23 protein-coding genes are annotated in these 22353 nt (G+C 58.0%); 1 reads left to right on the top strand and 22 read right to left on the bottom strand.

The window, feature by feature from the left end; all coding sequences use genetic code 11:
- Positions 1 to 5 precede the first annotated feature (5 nt).
- The 19 genes from rpsN to rpsL form a co-directional block, all read right to left on the bottom strand.
- The gene (gene rpsN / locus JZX87_RS09350) at positions 6 to 311 is read right to left on the bottom strand and encodes a 30S ribosomal protein S14 (protein ID WP_112454897.1); all 306 of its coding nucleotides are present in this window, start codon (positions 309 to 311) and stop codon (positions 6 to 8) included.
- A gap of 33 nt (positions 312 to 344) precedes the next feature.
- Complete coding sequence (gene rplE / locus JZX87_RS09345) at positions 345 to 902, bottom strand: 50S ribosomal protein L5 (RefSeq protein ID WP_112510993.1); 558 nt, start codon at positions 900 to 902, stop codon at positions 345 to 347.
- A complete protein-coding gene (gene rplX, locus JZX87_RS09340; protein ID WP_112510995.1) occupies positions 895 to 1203 on the bottom strand; it encodes a 50S ribosomal protein L24 in 309 nt (102 codons plus the stop codon). The genes rplE and rplX overlap by 8 nt, the downstream gene beginning before the upstream one ends.
- A gap of 12 nt (positions 1204 to 1215) precedes the next feature.
- Positions 1216 to 1584 (bottom strand): 50S ribosomal protein L14, encoded by a 369-nt coding sequence (gene rplN / locus JZX87_RS09335; protein ID WP_003495199.1) that lies wholly within the window; start codon positions 1582 to 1584, stop codon positions 1216 to 1218.
- A 234-nt stretch (positions 1585 to 1818) separates the two neighbouring features.
- Positions 1819 to 2055 (bottom strand): 30S ribosomal protein S17, encoded by a 237-nt coding sequence (gene rpsQ / locus JZX87_RS09330; protein WP_046792687.1) that lies wholly within the window; start codon positions 2053 to 2055, stop codon positions 1819 to 1821.
- Positions 2056 to 2066: 11 nt separating this feature from the next.
- Positions 2067 to 2267, bottom strand: coding sequence for a 50S ribosomal protein L29 (gene rpmC, locus JZX87_RS09325; protein WP_148145290.1), 201 nt, complete (start codon positions 2265 to 2267; stop codon positions 2067 to 2069).
- Positions 2268 to 2279: 12 nt separating this feature from the next.
- Positions 2280 to 2693: a 50S ribosomal protein L16 gene (gene rplP, locus JZX87_RS09320; RefSeq protein WP_093000489.1), complete on the bottom strand. Its 414-nt coding sequence runs from the start codon at positions 2691 to 2693 to the stop codon at positions 2280 to 2282.
- A 38-nt stretch (positions 2694 to 2731) separates the two neighbouring features.
- A complete protein-coding gene (gene rpsC, locus JZX87_RS09315) occupies positions 2732 to 3466 on the bottom strand; it encodes a 30S ribosomal protein S3 (RefSeq protein ID WP_148145291.1) in 735 nt (244 codons plus the stop codon).
- On the bottom strand, positions 3466 to 3855 hold the full coding sequence (gene rplV / locus JZX87_RS09310) for a 50S ribosomal protein L22 (RefSeq protein WP_206825176.1): 390 nt from the start codon (positions 3853 to 3855) through the stop codon (positions 3466 to 3468). The genes rpsC and rplV overlap by 1 nt, the downstream gene beginning before the upstream one ends.
- A 2-nt stretch (positions 3856 to 3857) precedes the next feature.
- Positions 3858 to 4136, bottom strand: a complete 279-nt coding sequence (gene rpsS, locus JZX87_RS09305) for a 30S ribosomal protein S19 (RefSeq protein WP_112454903.1) — start codon at positions 4134 to 4136, stop codon at positions 3858 to 3860.
- Positions 4137 to 4152: 16 nt separating this feature from the next.
- Positions 4153 to 4986, bottom strand: a complete 834-nt coding sequence (rplB, locus tag JZX87_RS09300) for a 50S ribosomal protein L2 (RefSeq protein ID WP_148145292.1) — start codon at positions 4984 to 4986, stop codon at positions 4153 to 4155.
- An 11-nt stretch (positions 4987 to 4997) separates the two neighbouring features.
- Positions 4998 to 5291 carry a 50S ribosomal protein L23 gene (locus JZX87_RS09295; protein ID WP_148145293.1) on the bottom strand — a complete coding sequence of 98 codons (294 nt, stop codon included), beginning with the start codon at positions 5289 to 5291 and terminating at the stop codon, positions 4998 to 5000.
- Positions 5288 to 5908, bottom strand: coding sequence for a 50S ribosomal protein L4 (rplD, locus tag JZX87_RS09290; RefSeq protein WP_148145294.1), 621 nt, complete (start codon positions 5906 to 5908; stop codon positions 5288 to 5290). Before rplD ends, JZX87_RS09295 begins: the two co-directional genes overlap by 4 nt.
- 13 nt (positions 5909 to 5921) lie before the next feature.
- On the bottom strand, positions 5922 to 6563 hold the full coding sequence (gene rplC / locus JZX87_RS09285; protein WP_148145295.1) for a 50S ribosomal protein L3: 642 nt from the start codon (positions 6561 to 6563) through the stop codon (positions 5922 to 5924).
- 32 nt (positions 6564 to 6595) lie between these two features.
- The gene (rpsJ, locus tag JZX87_RS09280) at positions 6596 to 6904 is read right to left on the bottom strand and encodes a 30S ribosomal protein S10 (RefSeq protein WP_003547547.1); all 309 of its coding nucleotides are present in this window, start codon (positions 6902 to 6904) and stop codon (positions 6596 to 6598) included.
- Between the two features lie 316 nt (positions 6905 to 7220).
- Entirely contained in the window at positions 7221 to 8396 is a 1176-nt protein-coding gene (gene tuf / locus JZX87_RS09275) for an elongation factor Tu (RefSeq protein WP_148145303.1), read from the bottom strand.
- A gap of 95 nt (positions 8397 to 8491) precedes the next feature.
- A complete protein-coding gene (gene fusA / locus JZX87_RS09270; RefSeq protein ID WP_148148072.1) occupies positions 8492 to 10591 on the bottom strand; it encodes an elongation factor G in 2100 nt (699 codons plus the stop codon).
- A 33-nt stretch (positions 10592 to 10624) separates the two neighbouring features.
- The gene (rpsG, locus tag JZX87_RS09265) at positions 10625 to 11095 is read right to left on the bottom strand and encodes a 30S ribosomal protein S7 (protein ID WP_148148073.1); all 471 of its coding nucleotides are present in this window, start codon (positions 11093 to 11095) and stop codon (positions 10625 to 10627) included.
- Positions 11096 to 11182: 87 nt separating this feature from the next.
- Positions 11183 to 11554, bottom strand: a complete 372-nt coding sequence (rpsL, locus tag JZX87_RS09260) for a 30S ribosomal protein S12 (RefSeq protein WP_003547537.1) — start codon at positions 11552 to 11554, stop codon at positions 11183 to 11185.
- Positions 11555 to 12037: 483 nt separating this feature from the next.
- Between rpsL and JZX87_RS09255 the strand changes: the two genes are divergently transcribed.
- Positions 12038 to 12328: a transcriptional regulator gene (locus JZX87_RS09255; RefSeq protein ID WP_148148074.1), complete on the top strand. Its 291-nt coding sequence runs from the start codon at positions 12038 to 12040 to the stop codon at positions 12326 to 12328.
- Positions 12329 to 12432: 104 nt separating this feature from the next.
- Here JZX87_RS09255 and JZX87_RS09250 read toward each other — a convergent pair whose 3' ends face one another.
- From JZX87_RS09250 to rpoB, 3 genes are all read right to left on the bottom strand, one after another.
- A complete protein-coding gene (locus JZX87_RS09250; protein ID WP_206825175.1) occupies positions 12433 to 13494 on the bottom strand; it encodes a cytochrome-c peroxidase in 1062 nt (353 codons plus the stop codon).
- 162 nt (positions 13495 to 13656) lie between these two features.
- Positions 13657 to 17865 (bottom strand): DNA-directed RNA polymerase subunit beta', encoded by a 4209-nt coding sequence (gene rpoC, locus JZX87_RS09245; RefSeq protein WP_148148076.1) that lies wholly within the window; start codon positions 17863 to 17865, stop codon positions 13657 to 13659.
- Between the two features lie 180 nt (positions 17866 to 18045).
- A complete protein-coding gene (gene rpoB, locus JZX87_RS09240) occupies positions 18046 to 22185 on the bottom strand; it encodes a DNA-directed RNA polymerase subunit beta (protein ID WP_148148077.1) in 4140 nt (1379 codons plus the stop codon).
- Positions 22186 to 22353: the final 168 nt, after the last annotated feature.

Genomic DNA, 22353 nt, shown 5'->3' with positions numbered 1-22353 from the left:
TCTCCTTACCAGCTCGACTTAACAATACCCGGCACCTTGCCGAGGTTGCCGAGCTCACGAAGCGCGATACGCGACATCTTGAGCTTGCGATAGAAAGCGCGCGGGCGACCGGTGACTTCACAACGGTTGCGGATACGCGTCTTCGAGCCATCGCGCGGCAGGGAAGCGAGCTTGATAGTTGCCTTGAACCGCTCTTCGATCGGAAGCTCCTGGTTCATGATGGTTGCCTTCAATGCTGCGCGCTTGGCAGCATGGTCGGCGACCGTCTTGCGGCGGCGCTTGTTCTTTTCAACTGCGCTGGTCTTCGCCATATCGTAGTTCCTTTTTAACGCTCGTCGTTACGGTTACGCACGGAACGGGAAGTTGAACTCTTTCAGAAGAGCCCGTGCTTCGTCGTCGTTCGTAGCCGTCGTGCAAACGATGATGTCCATGCCCCACATCTGATCAACCTTGTCGTAGTTGATTTCCGGGAACACAATGTGCTCCTTGAGGCCCATGGCGAAGTTGCCACGACCATCAAAGGACTTCGGGTTCAGGCCGCGGAAGTCGCGAACGCGCGGAAGCGCGATGTTGACCAGGCGATCCATGAATTCATACATGCGGGCGCCACGAAGGGTAACCTTCGCGCCGATCGGCATCTGTTCGCGAACCTTGAAGCCTGCAATCGAGTTGCGGGCGCGCGTGATAACCGGCTTCTGGCCAGCGATCGCAGCAAGGTCGGCTGCAGCAACAGTAGGCTTCTTGGAGTCGGCAGTTGCCTCGCCCACGCCCATGTTGATGACAATCTTGTCCATCTTCGGGATCATCATCTCGTTAGCGAACGAGAACTGCTCCTGAAGTGCTGCGCGGATGCGGGTGGTGTATTCGACCTTGAGCCGCGGCTCGTAATTTGCCTCAGCCATCGATGACATCTCCCGTACGCTTGGCTACACGCACCTTCTTACCGTCGACGACAGAGAAGCCAACGCGGGTCGGCTTACCGTCTTTCGCCACGATCGCGACGTTCGACAGATGGATGGATGCTTCCTTGTTGATGATGCCAGCTTCCTGCGTCTGGGTCTGACGCTGGTGGCGCTTCACCATGTTGATACCGCGGACGACCGCACGGTCTTCCTTCGGCAGAACCTGGAGAACTTCACCGGTACGGCCCTTGTCCTTGCCGGCGAGGATGACGACGTTGTCGCCCTTCTTGATCTTCTGCATGGGTCCCGCTCCTTACAGTACTTCTGGAGCCAGCGAGATGATCTTCATGTGGTTCTTGGCGCGAAGTTCGCGCGGAACCGGTCCGAAGATACGGGTGCCGATCGGCTCTTTCTTGTTGTCGATGAGAACCGCTGCGTTGTTATCGAAGCGGATGACGCTGCCGTCGGCGCGACGGATGTCTTTAGCGGTACGCACAACAACCGCCTTCATCACGTCGCCCTTCTTCACGCGGCCGCGCGGAATAGCTTCCTTGATCGAAACGACGATAATGTCGCCGACCGAAGCGTACTTGCGCTTGGAGCCGCCCAGCACCTTGATGCACATGACACGACGTGCGCCGGAATTATCCGCCACGTCGAGGTTTGTTTGCATCTGAATCATGTCAGGTCGCCTTTTTCTAATGACCGGAACACCACACACCGAAGCGCGTGATGCCGGCTATGAACAGATTTTCAGTGTGCGCGGGATGGGTCTTGCCAAGGTGGTTTCCCTGAAAGGGACCTTCCGTGCGCTCAAAGCAAAAGAACGCCCGTTTCCGAGCGCTCTACGCCAGTGGCGTGCTTCATACAGGATTCTCCGCCAGACGCAAGTGCCTGGCGGAAATTCCTGGTCTTCTTAAGCCTGGGCGGCAATTACCGTCCAGCGCTTGTCCTTGGAGATCGGTGCGCATTCCTCGATGGAAACGACATCACCAACCTTGTACTGGTTGTTTTCGTCATGGGCCTTGTACTTCTTGGACCGGCGAACGGTCTTCTGAAGCAGAGGGTGAGCGAAGCGGCGCTCGACGCGGACAACAACGGTCTTTTCGTTCTTGTCGGAAACGACAACGCCCTGCAGAATGCGTTTTGGCATATTATTCTTCCTTAGGCCTTGGCTTCTGCCGCCTTCTGGCGGGCAATGGTTTTCACGCGAGCGATGTCCTTGCGAACTTCAGTGATGCGCGAGGACTTCTCGAGCTGGCCGGTGGCCTTCTGGAAGCGCAGGTTGAACTGCTCCTTCTTGAGCTCGGCGAGCTTGTCCTTGAGCTGGTCGGCGCTGAGGCCGCGTACGTCTTCGGCTTTCATCGTGCCTTCTCCTTACTCTGCGATGCGCTGAACGAAGCGCGTCGTGACCGAGAGCTTGGCAGAACCGAGGCGAAGTGCCTCGCGCGCGATTTCTTCCGAAACGCCGTCGATCTCGAACATGATACGACCAGGCTTGACCTTGCAAGCCCAGTATTCAACCGAACCCTTACCCTTACCCATACGAACTTCCGTGGGCTTTGCAGTAACCGGGACGTCAGGGAAGACGCGGATCCATACTCGACCCGCGCGCTTCATATAACGGGTGATCGCGCGGCGAGCCGCTTCGATCTCGCGAGCGTTCACGCGGTTCGGTTCCTGAGCCTTCAGGCCGAATTCGCCGAATGCCAAGTCAAAGCCGCCCTTTGCGACGCCCTTGATGCGGCCCTTGAACTGCTTGCGATACTTGGTACGCTTTGGCTGCAACATTTTCTTACTTCTCCGAGCTTATCTTTCGCCAGCGATAATCAAGCGTTTTCGCGTTCGCGGCGACGATCGCCACGATCACGGTCGCGGCTTGCCGGACCCTGCGCATCGCCTTCCAGCGCGCGACGTTCGGAAGCCATCGGATCGTGCTCAAGGATTTCGCCCTTGAAGATCCAGACCTTGATGCCGCAAATACCGAATGCGGTTTCGGCTTCAGCCGTACCGTAGTCGATGTCTGCACGCAGCGTGTGAAGCGGAACGCGGCCTTCACGGTACCATTCGGTACGAGCGATTTCCGCGCCACCCAGACGGCCGGCGCAGGTGATCTTGATGCCTTCGGCGCCAAGACGCATTGCGGACTGAACAGCGCGCTTCATCGCACGGCGGAAAGCCACGCGGCGTTCGAGCTGCTGAGCGATCGACTGTGCAACCAGCGTCGCATCAACTTCCGGCTTGCGAACTTCAACGATGTTGAGGTGCGTTTCGGAGGAAGTCATTTCGGAAAGCTTCTTGCGGAGCTTTTCGATGTCTGCACCCTTCTTGCCGATGATCAGACCCGGGCGAGCCGAGTGGATCGTGACGCGGCACTTCTTGTGCGGACGCTCGATGACGACCTTGGCGATACCGGCCTGCTTCAGTTCCTGCATGAGGTATGCACGGATCTTCAGGTCTTCGTGGAGCAGCTGGCCGTATTCCGAGTTATCGGCGAACCAACGGCTGTCCCAGGTGCGGTTAATGCCGAGGCGGAAACCGATCGGATTAATTTTCTGGCCCATTATGCGACCTCCCCTTTTTCCTCGACTTCGCGAACGACGATCGTCAGATGCGCGAACGGCTTTTCAATGCGCGATGCGCGGCCGCGACCACGAGCGTGGAAACGCTTCATGGTGATCGACTTGCCGACGTAAGCTTCCGCTACGATCAGGCTGTCGACGTCGAGGTCATGGTTGTTTTCAGCGTTGGCGATAGCAGACTCGAGAGTCTTCTTCACCGTGCCGGAGATGCGCTTGCGCGAGAACTCGAGTTCTGCGAGAGCGCGCTCTACCTTCTTGCCGCGGATCATGGCGGCAACCAGGTTCAGCTTCTGCGGGCTGACGCGAAGCGTACGGGCAACTGCCTGTGCTTCGTTGTCCTTCAGCCGGCGTTCGGTCTTTGCCTTGGCCATGATTACTTCCTCTTCGCTTTCTTGTCCGCGCCGTGACCGTAATAGGTCCGGGTGGGAGCGAATTCACCGAACTTGTGACCGACCATGTCTTCGTTGACATTAACCGGGATGTGCTTCGAGCCATTGTAGACGCCGAAGGTGAGACCGACGAACTGCGGCAGGATGGTGGAGCGACGGCTCCACATCTTGATCACTTCGTTGCGGCCGCCTTCACGTACCTTCTCAGCCTTGGCGAGAAGATAGCCGTCAACAAACGGACCTTTCCATACTGAACGAGCCATTGAACGACTTCCTCTCTTACTTCTTCACGTGGCGCGAGCGCATGATGAACTTGTCCGTGGACTTGTTCGAACGTGTGCGCTTGCCCTTGGTGGGCTTGCCCCAAGGCGAGACCGGATGACGGCCGCCCGAGGTACGACCTTCACCACCGCCGTGCGGGTGGTCGACCGGGTTCATGACAACGCCGCGGTTATGCGGACGCTTGCCACGCCATACGGTGCGACCGGCCTTGCCGTCATTGATGTTGCCGTGATCCGGGTTGGATACGGCGCCAATCGAGGCTAGGCAGGAACCCGGGACGAGACGCTGCTCACCAGAGTTCAGACGAAGGATCGCCATGCCGCTATCACGACCGACGAGCTGTACGTAGGTGCCAGCCGAACGAGCGATCTGGCCACCCTTGCCCGGCTTCATCTCGACGTTATGAACGATCGAGCCAACCGGAATGTACTGCAGCGGCATGGTGTTGCCAGGCTTGACGTCGACAGCCTTGTCGGAAGCGATGACCTTGTCGCCGGCAGCAAGGCGCTGCGGAGCGATGATGTAGGCCTGTTCGCCGTCCGTGTAGGTGACGAGCGCGATGAATGCAGAGCGGTTCGGGTCGTATTCCAGACGCTCGACCGTGCCCTCAACGTCGAACTTGCGACGCTTGAAGTCGACCAGGCGGTAGGTACGCTTGTGACCGCCGCCGATGAAGCGGGCGGTGATGCGGCCGTTGTTGTTACGGCCGCCGCTCTTGGAGAGACCCTCGGTGAGCGCCTTGACCGGCTTGCCCTTCCACAGGCCCGAACGGTCGACGATGACCAGCTGACGCTGGCTCGGGGTCGTCGGATTGTAGCTTTTCAATGCCATTGTTTCTTACCTCAAAGACCGGTGGAGACGTCGATCGTCTGACCTTCGGCCAGGGTGACGATAGCCTTCTTGACGTCCTTCTGCTTACCGATGAAGCCGCGGAAGCGCTTCGTCTTGCCCAAACGGACCAGCGTATTGACGGCAGTGACCTTCACACCGAAGAGAGCTTCTACGGCAGCCTTGATTTCAGGCTTCGAAGCAGTCTTGGCAACGTTGAAGACAACCTGGTTCTGTTCAGACAGAAGGGTCGACTTTTCGGTGATCGAGGGAGATACGATCACATCATAGTGGCGAATGTCGGTCACTTGAAACGCTCCTCGAGGGCTTCAACCGCAGCCTTGGAAAGCACGAGCTTGCCGCGACGCAGGATGTCGTAAACATTGATGCCCTGAACCGGCAGAACATCGATGTTCGGGATGTTCTGGGCTGCGAGCTTGAAGTTGCTGTCCAGCTCGGCGCCACCGATAACCAGAGCATTGGTCAGGCCGAGCGACGCGAACGTGCCGACGAGAGCCTTGGTCTTTGCTTCGGTCGCAACCAGATCGTCGATAACGATCAGATCTTCCGACTTCAGCTTGGCGGAAAGAGCATGACGCAGGGCCAGAGCGCGAACCTTCTTCGGCAGATCGAAGGCGTGGCTACGGGAAACCGGGCCATGAGCCTTACCACCACCGCGGAACTGCGGAGCGCGAGCCGAATGGTGACGAGCGCGGCCCGTACCCTTCTGCTTGTACATCTTGGAACCGGTGCGCGAAACTTCGCCACGGGTCAGTGTCTGATGCGTGCCCTGCTGCTTCTTGGCGAGCTGGTAACGAACCATACGAGCGAGGATGTCCTCGCGGGGATCGAGGCCGAAGATCGCGTCCGACAGGGAAACCTTGCCAGCGTCTTTGCCTTCGAGGGTCTTGACGTTGAATTCCATAATAATGGCTCCCTTACTTCGCAGCCGACTTGACGGCGTCGCGAACAACGATCCAGGCGCCCTTGGAGCCGGGGACGGCACCCTTGACGAGGATCAGGCCGCGGCCTTCATCGGTGGACACGACTTCGAGGTTCTGGGTGGTGACGCGCGTCTGGCCCATGTGACCAGCCATGCGCTTGCCCTTCCAGACCTTGCCCGGATCCTGGTTGTTACCAGTCGAACCGTGCGAACGGTGCGAAACGGAAACACCGTGGGTCGCACGCAGACCGCCGAAGTTATGGCGCTTCATGGCGCCGGCGAAGCCCTTACCGATCGAGGTACCGGTCACGTCGACCAGCTGGCCAGCCGTAAAATGGTCAGCCTTCAGCTCGGTGCCAACTTCAATCAAGTTGTCTTCAGATACGCGAAACTCGACGAGCTTCGACTTCGGCTCAACATTTGCGATGGCAAAGTTGCCGCGCATTGCCTTGGAGGTGTTCTTCACCTTGGCAGCGCCTGCACCGAGCTGAAGAGCGACATAGCCGTTCTTCTCTTCAGTGCGATGAGCAACGACCTGGCAGTTGTCGAGACGCAATACGGTTACCGGGATATGCTCACCGGCGTCGTTGTAGACGCGGGTCATCCCAATCTTCTGTGCAATTACACCTGAACGCATCGGTTCAATCCTTCCAACTCAGCTCTGATTTCTCAGAGCTTGATCTCAACATCGACGCCGGCGGCGAGGTCGAGCTTCATCAGCGCGTCCACCGTCTGCGGTGTCGGGTCAACGATATCGAGAAGGCGCTTATGAGTGCGCATCTCGAACTGCTCGCGGCTCTTCTTGTCGATGTGGGGGGACCGGTTAACCGTAAACTTCTCGATGCGGGTCGGAAGCGGAACGGGGCCCCGGACACTTGCTCCGGTGCGCTTCGCCGTCGACACGATCTCGCGCGTAGAAGCGTCGAGAATACGGTGATCGAATGCCTTAAGGCGAATGCGGATATTTTGGCCGTTCATTCGACGTTATCCTTGTTTTCTGTTCTCCCGATACCAAACGTGATGGCACGGGTTGTTCGTTTACCTAAGGCGGATCACCGGTTTCAAAGATCGAAGAGAACACCGCTTCCAGCAGGTGCCCACTTCCAGTCTTCAGGCCCGAAGGCCCACCTTAAATTCTTGTGCAATTTCCTGAATCGCCAAAGCGAAGCAGGCGCAAATCGCGCTTGCGCGCCATTTGCAATGTTTTTGTGTCATAAGCAAGTCGCAATAGGCCACTTGCTTAAAAAAAATTGAAGCGGGCGGCATCCGAAGATACCGCCCTGCCCTTTATCGATTACTCGATGATCGAAGCGACGATGCCTGCGCCGACGGTACGGCCGCCTTCGCGGATAGCGAAGCGAAGCTTTTCTTCCATCGCGATCGGAACGATCAGTTCAACAGCAACCGTGACGTTGTCGCCAGGCATAACCATTTCCGTGCCTTCCGGCAGAGAAACGATGCCGGTCACGTCCGTCGTGCGGAAGTAGAACTGCGGACGGTAGTTGGTGAAGAACGGCGTATGACGGCCGCCTTCTTCCTTCGTCAGGATGTAGGCTTCAGCCATGAACTTCTTGTGCGGCTTGACAGAGCCCGGCTTGCACAGAATCTGGCCACGCTCAACGCCGTTACGGTCAACGCCGCGAACCAGTGCGCCGATGTTGTCGCCGGCCTGGCCCTGATCGAGCAGCTTGCGGAACATTTCAACGCCGGTAACCGTCGTCTTCGAGGTGGCGCGGATGCCGACGATTTCGACTTCTTCACCAACCTTGACGATGCCGCGCTCGACGCGACCGGTCACAACCGTACCACGACCCGAGATCGAGAACACGTCTTCGATCGGCATCAGGAACGGCTGGTCGATCGGACGCTCAGGCGTCGGGATGTAGGCGTCAACCGCTGCCATCAGTTCGCGAACGGCGTCTTCGCCGATCTTCTTGTTCGAATCTTCAAGAGCAGCAAGAGCAGAACCCTTGATGACCGGAACGTCGTCACCCGGGAAGTCGTAGGACGACAGCAGCTCGCGAACTTCGAGCTCGACGAGCTCAAGCAGTTCTTCGTCGTCAACCTGGTCGACCTTGTTGAGGAACACGACCAGAGCCGGAACGCCAACCTGACGAGCAAGCAGGATGTGCTCGCGGGTCTGCGGCATCGGGCCGTCGGCTGCCGAGCAAACCAGGATCGCGCCGTCCATCTGTGCGGCACCGGTGATCATGTTCTTGACGTAGTCGGCGTGGCCGGGGCAGTCAACGTGAGCGTAGTGACGGTTCGGGGTCTCGTATTCAACGTGTGCCGTCGAAATGGTGATACCACGGGCCTTCTCTTCCGGTGCTGCGTCGATCTGGTCATACGCCTTGAATTCACCGAAAAACTTCGTGATCGCTGCCGTCAAAGACGTCTTGCCGTGGTCAACGTGACCAATCGTGCCGATGTTGACGTGAGGCTTATTGCGCTCAAACTTGCTCTTTGCCATTGCAGGCTCTCCATCTTGTACAAGCCCTTCAAGGGCTTAAATTCTTGTTGTCGCCCCGGTTCGAGACCGGGGCGTATTCAGTGTGGGTATTCCGATTACTTCTGACCGGAATACTTCGCCTGGATTTCGGTTGCGACGTTCGACGGAACCGGTGCGTAGTGATCGAAGGTCATCGAGTACTGCGCGCGGCCCTGGGACATGGAGCGCAGGTTGTCGACGTACTTGAACATGTTCGCCAGCGGAACGTGAGCGTTGATAACGATCGCGATGCCGCGCTGTTCCTGGCCCTGGATCTGGCCACGACGCGAGTTCAGATCGCCGATAACGTCACCGACGTAATCTTCCGGCGTTACAACTTCGACCTTCATCATCGGCTCGAGCAGCTGAGCGCCGGCCTTCTTGGCTGCTTCACGGAAGCAGGCACGCGATGCGATTTCGAAGGCGAGGACCGAGGAGTCGACGTCGTGGAAGGCACCATCGATGAGGGTAGCCTTGACGCCGAGCATCGGGAATCCAGCCAGCGGACCGGAAGAGAGAACGCTTTCGATACCCTTCTGAACGCCCGGGATGTATTCCTTCGGAACAGCACCACCGACGATCTTGGATTCGAACTTGAACTCTTCGCCTTCCGGATTCGGTTCGAAGATGATCTTGACGCGCGCGAACTGACCGGTACCACCGGACTGCTTCTTGTGCGTGTAGTCTTCTTCGTGCTGACGCGTGATGGTTTCGCGGTAGGCAACCTGCGGAGCACCGACGTTCGCTTCAACCTTGAACTCGCGACGCATACGGTCGACGAGAATATCGAGGTGAAGTTCGCCCATGCCGGCGATGATCGTCTGGCCGGATTCCTGGTCGGTCTTGACGCGGAACGACGGGTCTTCAGCAGCCAGGCGGTTGAGCGCGAGGCCCATCTTTTCCTGGTCGCCCTTGGACTTCGGCTCGATCGCGATCTGGATGACCGGTTCCGGGAATTCCATGCGCTCAAGAATAACCGGCTTCAGCGGATCGCAGAGCGTATCGCCAGTGGTGGTTTCCTTGAGGCCGGCCAGAGCAACGATGTCCCCTGCGAAGGCTTCTTCGATGTCTTCACGGGAGTTCGAGTGCATCTGCAGCATACGGCCGACGCGCTCGCGCTTGTCCTTGACCGTGTTGATGACCGACGAACCCTTTTCGAGCTTGCCGGAGTAGATGCGTGCGAAGGTCAGCGAACCGACGAAGGGGTCGTTCATGATCTTGAACGCGAGCATCGAGAGAGGCTCGGCATCGTCAGCATGACGTTCGATTTCTTCTTCGGTCTTGAAGTCGATGCCCTTGATGGCCGGAATATCGACCGGCGACGGCAGATAGTCGACAACTGCGTCGAGAAGCGGCTGAACGCCCTTGTTCTTGAACGCGGTACCGCAGAACATCGGATGGAACTTGACGTCGATCGTGCCGCGGCGAACCAGGGCGCGAATCTTGTCGTTGTCCGGCAGATCGCCGTTCAGGTATGCTTCCATCGCTTCTTCGTCGATCTCGACAACGGTCTCGATCAGCTTTTCGCGATATTCGGCAGCCTTTTCCTTCAGGTCTTCCGGGATCTCGACGACGTCCCAGGCAGCGCCCAGGGACTCATCGCGCCATACGAGCGCGTTCATCTCGATCAGGTCGACAACGCCCTTGAATTCGGTTTCTGCACCGATCGGGAGCTGCATGACAACTGCGGTGGCGCCAAGACGGGTCTTGATCATTTCAACCGAGCGGTAGAAGTCCGCGCCGGTCTTGTCCATCTTGTTGCAGAAGATCATGCGCGGAACGTTATACTTCTCAGCCTGACGCCAGACGGTTTCCGTCTGCGGCTCTACGCCGGCGTTAGCATCGAGAAGGGCAACAGCACCGTCGAGAACGCGCAGCGAACGTTCGACTTCAATGGTGAAGTCGACGTGGCCGGGGGTGTCGATGATGTTGAAGCGGCGCATCTTGCCGTCGCGACCCTTCCAGAAGGTCGTGGTGGCAGCGGACGTGATCGTGATGCCACGCTCCTGCTCCTGCTCCATCCAGTCCATGGTGGCTGCGCCGTCATGAACTTCGCCGATCTTGTGCGACTTGCCGGTGTAGTAAAGGATACGCTCGGTGGTCGTGGTCTTGCCGGCGTCGATATGCGCCATGATACCGAAGTTGCGGTAGTCTTCGATTTTATATTCGCGAGCCATAATGACTGCCTTTCGAAATTCGATCGGTTAAGATTACCAGCGATAGTGCGAGAATGCGCGGTTCGCGTCTGCCATCTTGTGCGTGTCTTCACGCTTCTTGACGGCCGAGCCACGGTTGTTTGCGGCATCCATGAGTTCGCCCGACAGACGATCGATCATGGTGGTTTCGTTGCGCTTGCGGGCTGCAGTGATCAGCCAGCGAATTGCGAGGGCCTGGCGGCGTTCCGGACGCACGTCAACCGGAACCTGGTAAGTAGCACCACCAACACGACGCGAGCGAACTTCAACATGCGGCGCGACATTGTCGAGCGCCGAATGGAAGATTGCAAGCGGGTCAGACTTGGCCTTGCCCTGCACAGCGTCAAATGCGCCGTAAACAATGCTTTCAGCTACGGACTTCTTGCCGTGGAGCATAATGGCATTCATGAACTTGGTGACGATCAGATCGCCGAACTTCGGGTCCGGGTTGATCTCACGCTTTTCTGCACGATGGCGTCTGGACATACTAATCTCGTCTCTAAACGTTACGGGCGCTTTATCACGCGGAGAACCTCGCGCAGCGCCGGATTGATAAAGTCAAAGTCCGAAGGATTACTTCGGACGCTTTGCACCGTACTTCGAACGACGCTGCTTACGGTTCTTGACACCCTGGGTATCGAGAACGCCGCGGATGATGTGGTAACGAACGCCCGGCAAGTCCTTTACGCGGCCGCCACGGATCATGACGACAGAGTGTTCCTGCAGGTTGTGACCTTCACCCGGAATGTAGCCGATGACTTCGAAGCCATTGGTGAGGCGAATCTTGGCGACCTTACGCAGAGCCGAGTTCGGCTTCTTCGGGGTCGTGGTGTAGACGCGCGTGCAAACGCCGCGCTTCTGCGGGTTTTCCTGCAGAGCAGGAACCTTATTGCGCTTTACGTTGGCCTGACGCGGCTTACGGATCAGCTGGTTTACGGTAGGCATATAACCATCCCTTGCAAAATCTTCTTCAAAGCCCCTTTCGGGACCATCGAGATGCCGTTTCCGGCGGCAACACGCACTTTCCTCATACACAAACGTGGCCCGATCCCGTTTTCGGATGGACCACGGAAGACAGAGGACGCATTATTCATGCGTCGTGCGTGCAGCATTCATATAGTCTACGTGCGTTTTAGGAGCCTGTTTGAGACGAGTTCCGGAATAGATTAATCCCGGACGCACGAGTCTCACATGGCTTCCGATGCCGGGCGTTTACTGTCTTAACCCTTCTGCGTCAAGGGTCGGCCCCAAAATAATGGTTCAGGCGCCGGTTTTGCGGGGTTTTCATCAGCGCGGCAGCAGTCGGCATATCGATATTGGAACCGAGTCGCGATTGTGTTTGGGAATCGCAGTCGAGACGTCTATTGAAACCGGGAACTTTTCAGACGGGACGATCTTCCCTTATGAAGGCCCATTCAGGAGAATATCATGATTTCACCCGCAGACAACGACAATACCGACGACCCGATGATCTTCATCATCATTGGCAAAGCCTATGAGACGAAGGGGGGCGAAGGTATCGAACTCCACATCATGCTGCGTGCGCCCGATGACGATACCGCTGTGAGAGACGCGTTGAATGCCCTTTCTGAGGAAGGTTTTCTGGAAGCAGATCTCGATCAGATCGGCGTGCTCCAGGACGAACCGCCGGAAGAACCACATGCTTCGGCCTATCAAGGCGCCCTGGAGGGCGAAGTCGCGATCATCCGTTTCGACTAAGGGCACTATCACCCCACAGCAGATGTCCGACCTCCTGGGATAAAGGCCGCTCCTGTTTCGGCACGGCCTTTGCCCCATGCGGGAAAGTTTCTCGTCTCCCCAGCCTACTTGACCGGTATTATCTGACTGGCCGGCTTAGGCGTTGTTGCCGTTTCTGCAGGTAGAACCGGGTAGGTCACATCTGGCGCCCTACCCGTCAGGCTTTCCAGAAACGCGACGATCAGATCGACGTCGTTGCCTTCCAGCTTTTCACCTAACTGCGCCGTACCCATGATTGCCACAGCCTGCTTTAGACCCCAGACCTTGCCGGAATGGAAATAAGGCGCGGTAAGCGCAATGTTACGAAGTGGCGCGGCGCGGAAGACGTAACTGTCGTCAGCCGTATTTGTCACCGCAAAGCGACCTTTGTCATTTTCAGGAAGAACATCGGCGCCTGGCTTCTCGATCAGACCAAACGGATAATAGCCCTCCCCGCCCACATTGATGCCCGCATGGCAGGATGCGCAGCCCTTGTCCATGAAAAGCTGCAGGCCCTGCCTTGCCTCTGCGGTCAATGCATCATCATCACCATTGAGGAATGAATCGAACGGTGCCGGTGTTATCAGCGTAGCCTCGAAGGCTTCGATCGCCATGGCGAAATTATCGAATGTCACCGGATCCGCATCGCCGGGGAATGCCGCCTTGAACCACTCTACATATCGCGGCATGGATTTCAGGGTTGCGACCACCTGGCCGGGCGTATTGGCCATTTCGACACCCGCCTGAACCGGGCCTTTTGCCTGAGCCTTGAGATCTTCCGCCCGTCCGTCCCAGAACTGGGCGATATTAAAGACCGCGTTGAAGACCGTAGGAGAGTTACGCGGTCCCTTCTGCCAACCGTGACCGATCGAAGTTTCGAGATTGTCGTCGCCGCCGGTCGCCAGATTATGGCAGGAATTGCAGGAAAAGACGCCGGATGCAGACATGCGCGGGTCAAAGGAGAGCGCCTTGCCGAGCGCGATCTTTTCCGCCGTGATCTTGTTGCCCTTCACCGCCGGAACAGTCGAAGGCAATGGCTTGAACAGTTCCTGCGCCTGTTGCCTCAGTTCCGCAGGATTGAGATCGGCAGCATAAGCGGTCGTTGCCAGAAGCAGACAGGCAGCGACGGACGTCATTAGCTTTTTCATTCGAGCCTCCATCATCATCGAATGCGAGAAGCTTAGAACGGCTCCAAATTGATGCCTTTTCTTCGATCAACACTTTAGAATTAGTCAAAATAAAAACGCCCGGATTGCTCCGGGCGTTTTTGAATGCGTCGCGAAAACGGGAGGAAATCCCCCTCGCCTGCCTTATTCGGCAGGCGTTTTCTCCGGGTTCAGGTTCTGCAGCATCGGCGTTGCCGAGTCTGCACCAGTGCCCTTCTTACGCTCGTCTAGGATCAAGTCGTCGCGCGTGGTTGCGATACGACGGATCTGGGTCATGGTACCACCTGTACCAGCCGGGATCAGGCGGCCGACGATGACGTTTTCCTTCAGGCCCTGCAGCGTGTCGATCTTGCCGGCGATTGCAGCTTCTGTGAGAACCTTGGTGGTTTCCTGGAAGGATGCAGCCGAGATGAAGGACGGCGTCTGCAGCGATGCCTTGGTGATGCCGAGCAGAACCGGCTCGCCATAGGCAGGCTTCTTGCCTTCTTCGATCAGCGCGTCGTTGGCATCTTCAAGCTCGATGCGGTCGACATTATCACCGACGATGTACTGGCTGTCGCCGGCATCGGTGATTTCGACCTTCTGAAGCATCTGACGGACGATGACTTCGATGTGCTTGTCGTTGATGACAACGCCCTGCAGACGGTAGACTTCCTGGATTTCGTTCACGAGGTAGGAAGCGAGTGCTTCCACGCCCTTGATCGCCAGAATGTCGTGCGGCGCAGGATTGCCGTCGAGGATGTAGTCACCCTTTTCGATGTAGTCGCCATCCTGAAGATGGAAGGGCTTGCCCTTCGGGATCAGGTATTCGACCGGTTCGACACCATCTTCGGCCGGCTCGATCATGACGCGACGCTTGTTCTTGTAGTCGCGGCCGAGGCGGATCGTACCATCGATTTCAGCGATGATAGCGTGGTCCTTCGGACGACGTGCTTCGAACAGTTCTGCGACGCGCGGCAGACCACCGGTGATGTCCTTGGTCTTGGCGCTTTCCATCGGGATACGTGCAAGCACGTCGCCCTGAGCGATCTTCTGGCCCGGTTCGACGGAGAGGATTGCTTCAACCGACAGGTTGAAACGGGCCTCACCACCACGCGACAGCTTCATGATCGCACCGGAAGCGTCCTTGATGACGATTGCCGGCTTCAGATCCGCGCCGCGCGGGGTCGAACGCCAGTCAATGACCTGACGCTTGGTGATGCCGGTGGATTCGTCGGTCGATTCCAGAACCGAGATGCCGTCGACGACATCTTCGAACTGAACCGTACCGGCGACTTCCGTCATCATCGGGCGTGTATACGGATCCCACTCTGCCAGACGCTGACCGCGACGAACCTTGTCGCCGTCATCGACATGGATCTTAGAACCGTAAGCGACGCGCTGCGAAGAACGCTCGACACCACGTTCGTCGAGAATGGTGATGGCCATGTTACGGCCCATCGCGACGAGAACGTTTTCCGAGTTCCGCAGCATGTTGCGGTTCTTGATCAGGATCGTACCTTCATACGATGCTTCCAGGAACGACTGGTCGACCACGTTTGCCGTACCGCCAAGGTGGAACGTACGCATGGTCAGCTGCGTGCCCGGCTCGCCGATGGACTGAGCGGCGATAACGCCGACTGCTTCGCCCATGTTGACCGGCGTACCGCGAGCAAGGTCACGGCCGTAGCAGACCGAGCAGACGCCCGTCTGAACTTCGCAGGTCAGTGCGGATCGAATGCGGATCGACTGGATGCCAGCCTTCTCGATTTCGATGACATCCGGCTCAAGGATCATCTTGCCGGCATCGACGATACGATCGCCCGTTACCGGGTGGTCGATGTTGTCGAGTGCCGTACGTCCGAGAACGCGAGCGCCGATCGAAGCAACAACCTGACCAGCATCGACGATGGCAGTCATGGTGAGGCCGTTTTCAGTGCCGCAATCCACGAGGTTGACGATGCAGTCCTGGGCCACGTCGACGAGACGACGGGTCAGGTAACCGGAGTTTGCCGTCTTCAAGGCGGTGTCTGCCAGACCCTTACGGGCACCGTGCGTCGAGTTGAAGTACTCGTTAACGGTCAGGCCTTCCTTGAAGTTCGAGATGATCGGGGTCTCGATGATTTCACCCGACGGCTTCGCCATCAGGCCGCGCATGCCGCCCAGCTGGCGCATCTGGTTCGGAGAACCACGGGCACCCGAGTGGGACATCATGTAGATCGCGTTCATCGGCTTCTGGCGACCGGTCTCGGCGTCGAATTCGACAGCCTTAATGCGGGCCATCATGTCTTCGGCGACCTTTTCGGTTGCCTTGCCCCAGGCGTCGACGACCTTGTTGTACTTTTCGCCCTGAGTGATCAGGCCGTCATTGTACTGCTGCTCGTATTCCTTAACGAGAGCCTCGGTATCACCGACGATCTTCTCCTTGGAATCCGGGATGATCATGTCGTCCTTGCCGAACGAAATGCCGGCGCGGCAAGCATGAGTAAAGCCGAGCTGCATGATCCGGTCGCAGAATATGACCGTGTCCTTCTGACCGCAATGACGGTAGACCGTGTCGATCATCTTGGAGATGTTCTTCTTGGTCATTTCCTGGTTGCAGGTCTCGAACGGCACGTTGACGTTCTTCGGCAGAAGCTCGCCAATGATCAGACGGCCAGGCGTCGTGTCATAGATCTTGGAAACCAACTTGCCGTCGGCATCCATGGTCTTGAAACGACCCTTGATCTTCGAATGCAGCGTGACGACCTTGTTTTCCAGCGCATGGTGCAGTTCGCCCATGTCGGAGAAGGCCATGCCTTCGCCCGGCTCGCGCTCGTTCATGATCGACAGGTAATACAGGCCGAGAACCATGTCCTGCGACGGAACGATGATCGGTGCACCGTTTGCCGGATGCAGGATGTTGTTCGTCGACATCATCAGGACGCGGGCTTCGAGCTGAGCTTCGAGCGACAGCGGCACGTGAACGGCCATCTGGTCACCGTCGAAGTCGGCGTTGAAGGCCGTGCAGACGAGCGGATGCAGCTGGATGGCCTTGCCTTCGACCAGGGTCGGTTCGAAGGCCTGGATGCCCAGGCGGTGCAGCGTCGGTGCGCGGTTCAAGAGAACCGGATGCTCGCGGATAACCTCGTCGAGGATATCCCAGACTTCCGGCTTTTCCTTTTCAACCAGCTTCTTGGCCTGCTTGACGGTGGACGAGAAGCCCTTGGCGTCAAGACGGGCGTAGATGAACGGCTTGAACAGTTCGAGCGCCATCTTCTTCGGCAGGCCGCACTGGTGCAGCTTCAGTTCTGGACCAGTCACGATGACCGAACGACCGGAATAGTCGACGCGCTTGCCGAGAAGGTTCTGACGGAAGCGGCCCTGCTTGCCCTTGAGCATGTCGGACAGCGACTTCAGCGGACGCTTGTTGGCGCCGGTGATGACGCGGCCACGGCGGCCGTTGTCGAACAGCGCGTCTACAGATTCCTGCAGCATGCGCTTTTCGTTACGGATGATGATGCCCGGAGCGCGCAGTTCGATCAGGCGCTTCAGACGGTTGTTACGGTTGATGACGCGGCGGTACAGATCGTTGAGGTCGGACGTCGCGAAACGGCCGCCATCAAGCGGAACCAGCGGACGCAGGTCCGGCGGGATAACCGGAACGACCTTCATGATCATCCATTCCGGGCGGTTGCCGGATTCGATGAAGTTCTCGACGATCTTCAGGCGCTTCATGAACTTCTTCTGCTTCAGTTCAGAAGTCGTTTCAGCAAGTTCCGCACGCAGGTCGCCGGCGATCTTTTCGAGGTTCATCGAAGCGAGCATCTCGTAGATGGCTTCCGCGCCGATCATCGCCGTGAACTGGTCTTCACCATATTCGTCGATGGCGAGCATGTACTCTTCTTCGGAGAGAAGCTGGTTCTCCTTGAGAGCGGTCAGGCCCGGCTCGGTGACGATGTAGTTCTCGAAATAGAGAACGCGCTCGACATCCTTCAGCGTCATGTCGAGCAGGGTCGAGATGCGCGAAGGAAGCGACTTCAGGAACCAGATATGGGCGACCGGAGCGGCGAGCTCGATATGGCCCATGCGCTCACGGCGAACACGCGACAGCGTAACTTCGACGCCGCACTTTTCGCAGATGATGCCCTTGTACTTCATGCGCTTGTACTTGCCGCACAGGCATTCATAGTCCTTGATGGGACCGAAGATACGCGCGCAGAAAAGACCGTCACGTTCCGGCTTGAACGTACGGTAGTTGATGGTCTCCGGCTTTTTGATTTCGCCATAGGACCAGGAGAGAATCTTCTCGGGCGACGCGATCGAAATACGGATCGAGTCAAAGTGCTGCGCAGGCATCTGCGGATTGAAAAGGTTCATGACCTCTTGGTTCATGCCTATCTCCTTTGGGGCAAAGAGCCCTCGGCTTGCGACGGTACCATCCTGTTTCCCGCGATGGATGGTCTGTCACGTCAGTACGGTGCTAGCCGCAAAATGCGGCAAAACTTTCCCCGACACCCGGCGGGAACCGGTGCAGGGAGCGGCGCGCGCAGACAGCGCGCGCCTCCTTGACGATTATTCGGCTGCGTCCGGCAGCTGACCTTCGGCTGGCAACTCGACCTTCGAGTTTTCCAACTCGACCGACAGACCGAGCGAGCGCATTTCTTTGACGAGAACGTTGAAGCTCTCCGGAATGCCCGCCTCGAACGTGTCGTCGCCACGGACGATCGCCTCGTAGACCTTGGTACGGCCAGCCACGTCGTCCGACTTCACGGTCAGCATTTCCTGCAGGGTGTAGGCTGCGCCATAGGCTTCCAGAGCCCAGACTTCCATTTCCCCGAAGCGCTGGCCGCCGAACTGCGCCTTACCACCGAGCGGCTGCTGGGTGACGAGCGAGTACGGGCCGATCGAACGCGCGTGGATCTTGTCGTCCACGAGGTGGTTCAGCTTGATCATGTACATGTAGCCGACGGTGACCTTACGGTCGAAGGGCTCGCCGGTACGACCATCGTACAGAACCGACTGACCGCTTTCGTGCAGGCCTGCCTTCTTCAGCATCGCAGCAACGTCCGGCTCATGCGCACCGTCGAAGACCGGCGTTGCGATGGAGACGCCCTTGCGGGACTGTTCGGCAAGCTTGACGAGCGCGTCGTCGTCGAAGTGTGCCACTTCGTCCTTCGCCTCACTGGAGTACACGTCCGTCAGGACAGTCTTCAGGTTGCTGATGTCCATGGTCTTGCGATACTCGTCGAGCATCTCGCCGATCTTCTTACCCATGCCGGCGCAAGCCCAAGCAAGGTGGGTTTCGAGGATCTGACCGACGTTCATACGCGACGGAACACCGAGCGGGTTCAAGCAGATGTCGACGTGCGTTCCGTCTTCGAGAAACGGCATGTCTTCGACAGGCACGATACGCGAGACAACGCCCTTGTTACCGTGACGGCCGGCCATCTTGTCGCCCGGCTGGATCTTGCGCTTCACAGCGACGAAGACCTTGACCATCTTCATGACGCCCGGAGGCATTTCGTCGCCACGCTGGACCTTTTCGACCTTGTCCATGAAGCGATGCTCGAGCAGCGACTTGGACTCATCGTACTGGCCGCGCAGAGCTTCGATCTCGCCCTGAACCTTCTCGTCTTCGACTGCGAACATCCACCACTGCGAGCGGGGATATTCGGAGACGACGGCGTTGGAAAGTTCGACGCCCTTCTTGAAGCCTTTCGGACCGGCAACCGACATCTGTCCACGCAGCATGTCGACCAGACGGCTGTAGACGTTACGGTCGAGGATCGCCTGTTCGTCGTCGCGGTCCTTGGCGAGGCGTTCGATTTCCTCACGCTCGATCGCCATCGCACGTTCGTCTTTCTCGACGCCGTGACGATTGAAGACCCGAACTTCGACGATCGTGCCGAACGTGCCCGGAGGCATGCGCATGGAGGTGTCGCGAACGTCGGACGCCTTTTCACCGAAGATGGCGCGCAGAAGCTTTTCTTCCGGCGTCATCGGGCTTTCGCCCTTCGGCGTGATTTTGCCGACGAGAATGTCGCCAGGAGCAACTTCCGCACCGATGTAGACGATACCGGCTTCGTCGAGATTCTTCAGCGCTTCTTCCGAAACGTTCGGAATGTCACGCGTGATTTCTTCCGGACCAAGCTTCGTGTCGCGGGCAGCAACTTCGAATTCTTCGATGTGGATGGAGGTGAACACGTCGTCAGCGACGATGCGTTCCGACATCAGGATCGAGTCTTCGTAGTTGTAGCCGTTCCAAGGCATGAACGCGACGAGCGCGTTGCGGCCGAGTGCCAAGTCACCGAGATCCGTAGACGGACCGTCAGCGATGATGTCACCGCGGTTCAGAACGTCGCCGACGGCGACCAGCGGGCGCTGGTTGACGCAGGTGTTCTGGTTGGAACGCTGGAACTTCTGCAGGCGGTAGATGTCAACACCGGACTTGCCGGCATCAAGATCTTCCGTAGCGCGGATAACGATACGCGTTGCGTCAACCTGGTCGACCACACCGCCACGACGGGCAGCGATGGCAGCGCCGGAGTCACGGGCCACGACCGGTTCCATGCCGGTGCCAACGAACGGAGCTTCGGCACGAACCAGAGGAACGGCCTGACGCTGCATGTTCGAGCCCATGAGAGCGCGGTTGGCGTCGTCGTTTTCGAGGAACGGGATCAGAGCGGCAGCAACCGAAACCAGCTGCTTCGGCGAAACGTCCATCAGGTTGATGGTGTCTCGCGGGGACAGCATGACTTCGCCGGCATGACGGCAAACCACGAACTCTTCAACGAATGCGCCTTCGGCAGTCAGTTCCGAGTTGGCCTGAGCCACGTAATACTTCGCCTCTTCCATGGCGGAGAGGTAGATCACGTCCTTGGTAACGACGCCGTCAACGATCTTGCGGTACGGCGATTCAATGAAGCCGTACTTGTTGACGCGGGCGAAGGTTGCCAGCGAGTTGATCAGACCGATGTTCGGGCCTTCCGGCGTTTCGATCGGGCAAATACGGCCGTAGTGGGTCGGGTGAACGTCGCGGACTTCGAAGCCTGCGCGCTCGCGGGTCAGACCACCCGGGCCAAGAGCCGAAAGACGGCGCTTGTGGGTGATTTCCGAAAGCGGGTTCACCTGGTCCATGAACTGCGACAGCTGCGAGGAACCGAAGAATTCGCGGACGGCAGCAGCAGCCGGCTTGGCGTTGATCAGGTCCTGCGGCATGACGGTGTCGATTTCGATCGACGACATGCGTTCCTTGATCGCACGCTCCATACGGAGCAGGCCGAGACGGTACTGGTTTTCCATCAGCTCGCCGACCGAACGAACACGGCGGTTGCCGAGGTTGTCGATGTCGTCGATTTCGCCCTTGCCGTCACGCAGCTCGACCAGCATCTTGACCACGGCCAGGATGTCGTCCTTGCGCAGAACGCGAACGGTATCTTCGACCTGCAGGTCGAGACGCATGTTCATCTTGACGCGACCAACGGCCGAGAGGTCGTAGCGCTCTGCGTCGAAGAACAGCGAGTTGAACATGGCTTCCGCGGATTCCATGGTCGGCGGCTCACCCGGACGCATGACGCGGTAGATGTCGAACAGAGCGTCCTGACGGTTCTCGTTCTTGTCAGCCGCAAGCGTGTTGCGGATGTAGGCGCCGATATTGATGTGATCGATGCCGAGAACCGGGATCTCGTCGAAGCCAGCTTCGAGGATGATCGGCAGAGTCTTCTCGTCGATTTCGTCGCCGGCTTCGAGATAGATCTCACCGGTCGAGTAGTTGACGATATCTTCTGCGAGATAGTTGCCGTAAAGGTCTTCGTCGGTGGCCTTCAAGGCCTTGAGGCCCTTTTCGGTCAGCTGACGGAGCAGACGCGGGGTCAGCTTCTTGCCGGCTTCAACGACGACTTCGCCAGTATCGGCGTCGACCATTTCCGACAGAGCCTTGGCGCCCTTAAGCGTCTCGGCCTGGAACGGAATGCGCCAGCCGTCGCCGGAGCGCTCATAGTTCGACTTCGTGTAGAAGGTCGACAGGATTTCTTCGCCGTCCATGCCGAGCGCCATCAGCAGCGAAGATACCGGGATCTTGCGGCGACGGTCGATACGGGCAAAAACGATGTCCTTGGCGTCAAATTCAATATCGAGCCAGGAACCGCGATACGGGATGACGCGAGCCGCGAAGAGCAGCTTGCCGGAAGAATGGCTCTTGCCCTTGTCGTGGTCGAAGAAGACGCCCGGCGAACGGTGCATCTGGGACACGATAACGCGTTCGGTGCCGTTGACGATGAACGTACCGTTATCCGTCATGAGCGGCATGTCGCCCATGTAGACAGACTGTTCCTTGATGTCCTTGATGGACTTCGCGCCCGTATCCTCGTCAATATCGAATACGATGAGGCGCAGCGTCACCTTCAGGGGAGCTGCGTAGGTCAGGTCGCGCTGACGGCATTCCTCGACGTCGAACTTCGGCGGGTCGAATTCGTAGGAAACGAACTCGAGCATCGAAGCGCCGGAGAAATCCGTGATCGGGAAGACGGACTTGAAGACCGCATTCAGGCCTTCGTCCGGACGGCCGCCCTTGGGCTCTTCTACCATCAGGAATTGGTCATAGGATGCCTTCTGAACCTCGATGAGGTTCGGCATTTCCGTGACTTCGGGGATCTTACCAAAAAACTTGCGTACGCGCCTGCGACCATTAAACGAAAGGGTCTGCTGAGCCATCGTCGCTCCTTCAAAATTGCATCCGGGCCTGCAACGGACGGCTATCGGAGGCCAACCGATATACCATCGAACATGGTTTCTCAATCTCGTCCCGCTTGCCGAAACCCTAAGCCGGATTGCCTAGCACTTCGGTGGGGACCATCCTCTTGAGAACCCATTACCCAGGAC

The sequence above is a fragment of the Agrobacterium sp. Ap1 genome, assembly GCF_017313375.1.
Classification (GTDB): domain Bacteria; phylum Pseudomonadota; class Alphaproteobacteria; order Rhizobiales; family Rhizobiaceae; genus Neorhizobium; species Neorhizobium cellulosilyticum.
The sequence above is the reverse complement of the archived record's forward strand: the minus strand, read 5'-3'. Positions and strand labels throughout refer to the sequence as shown.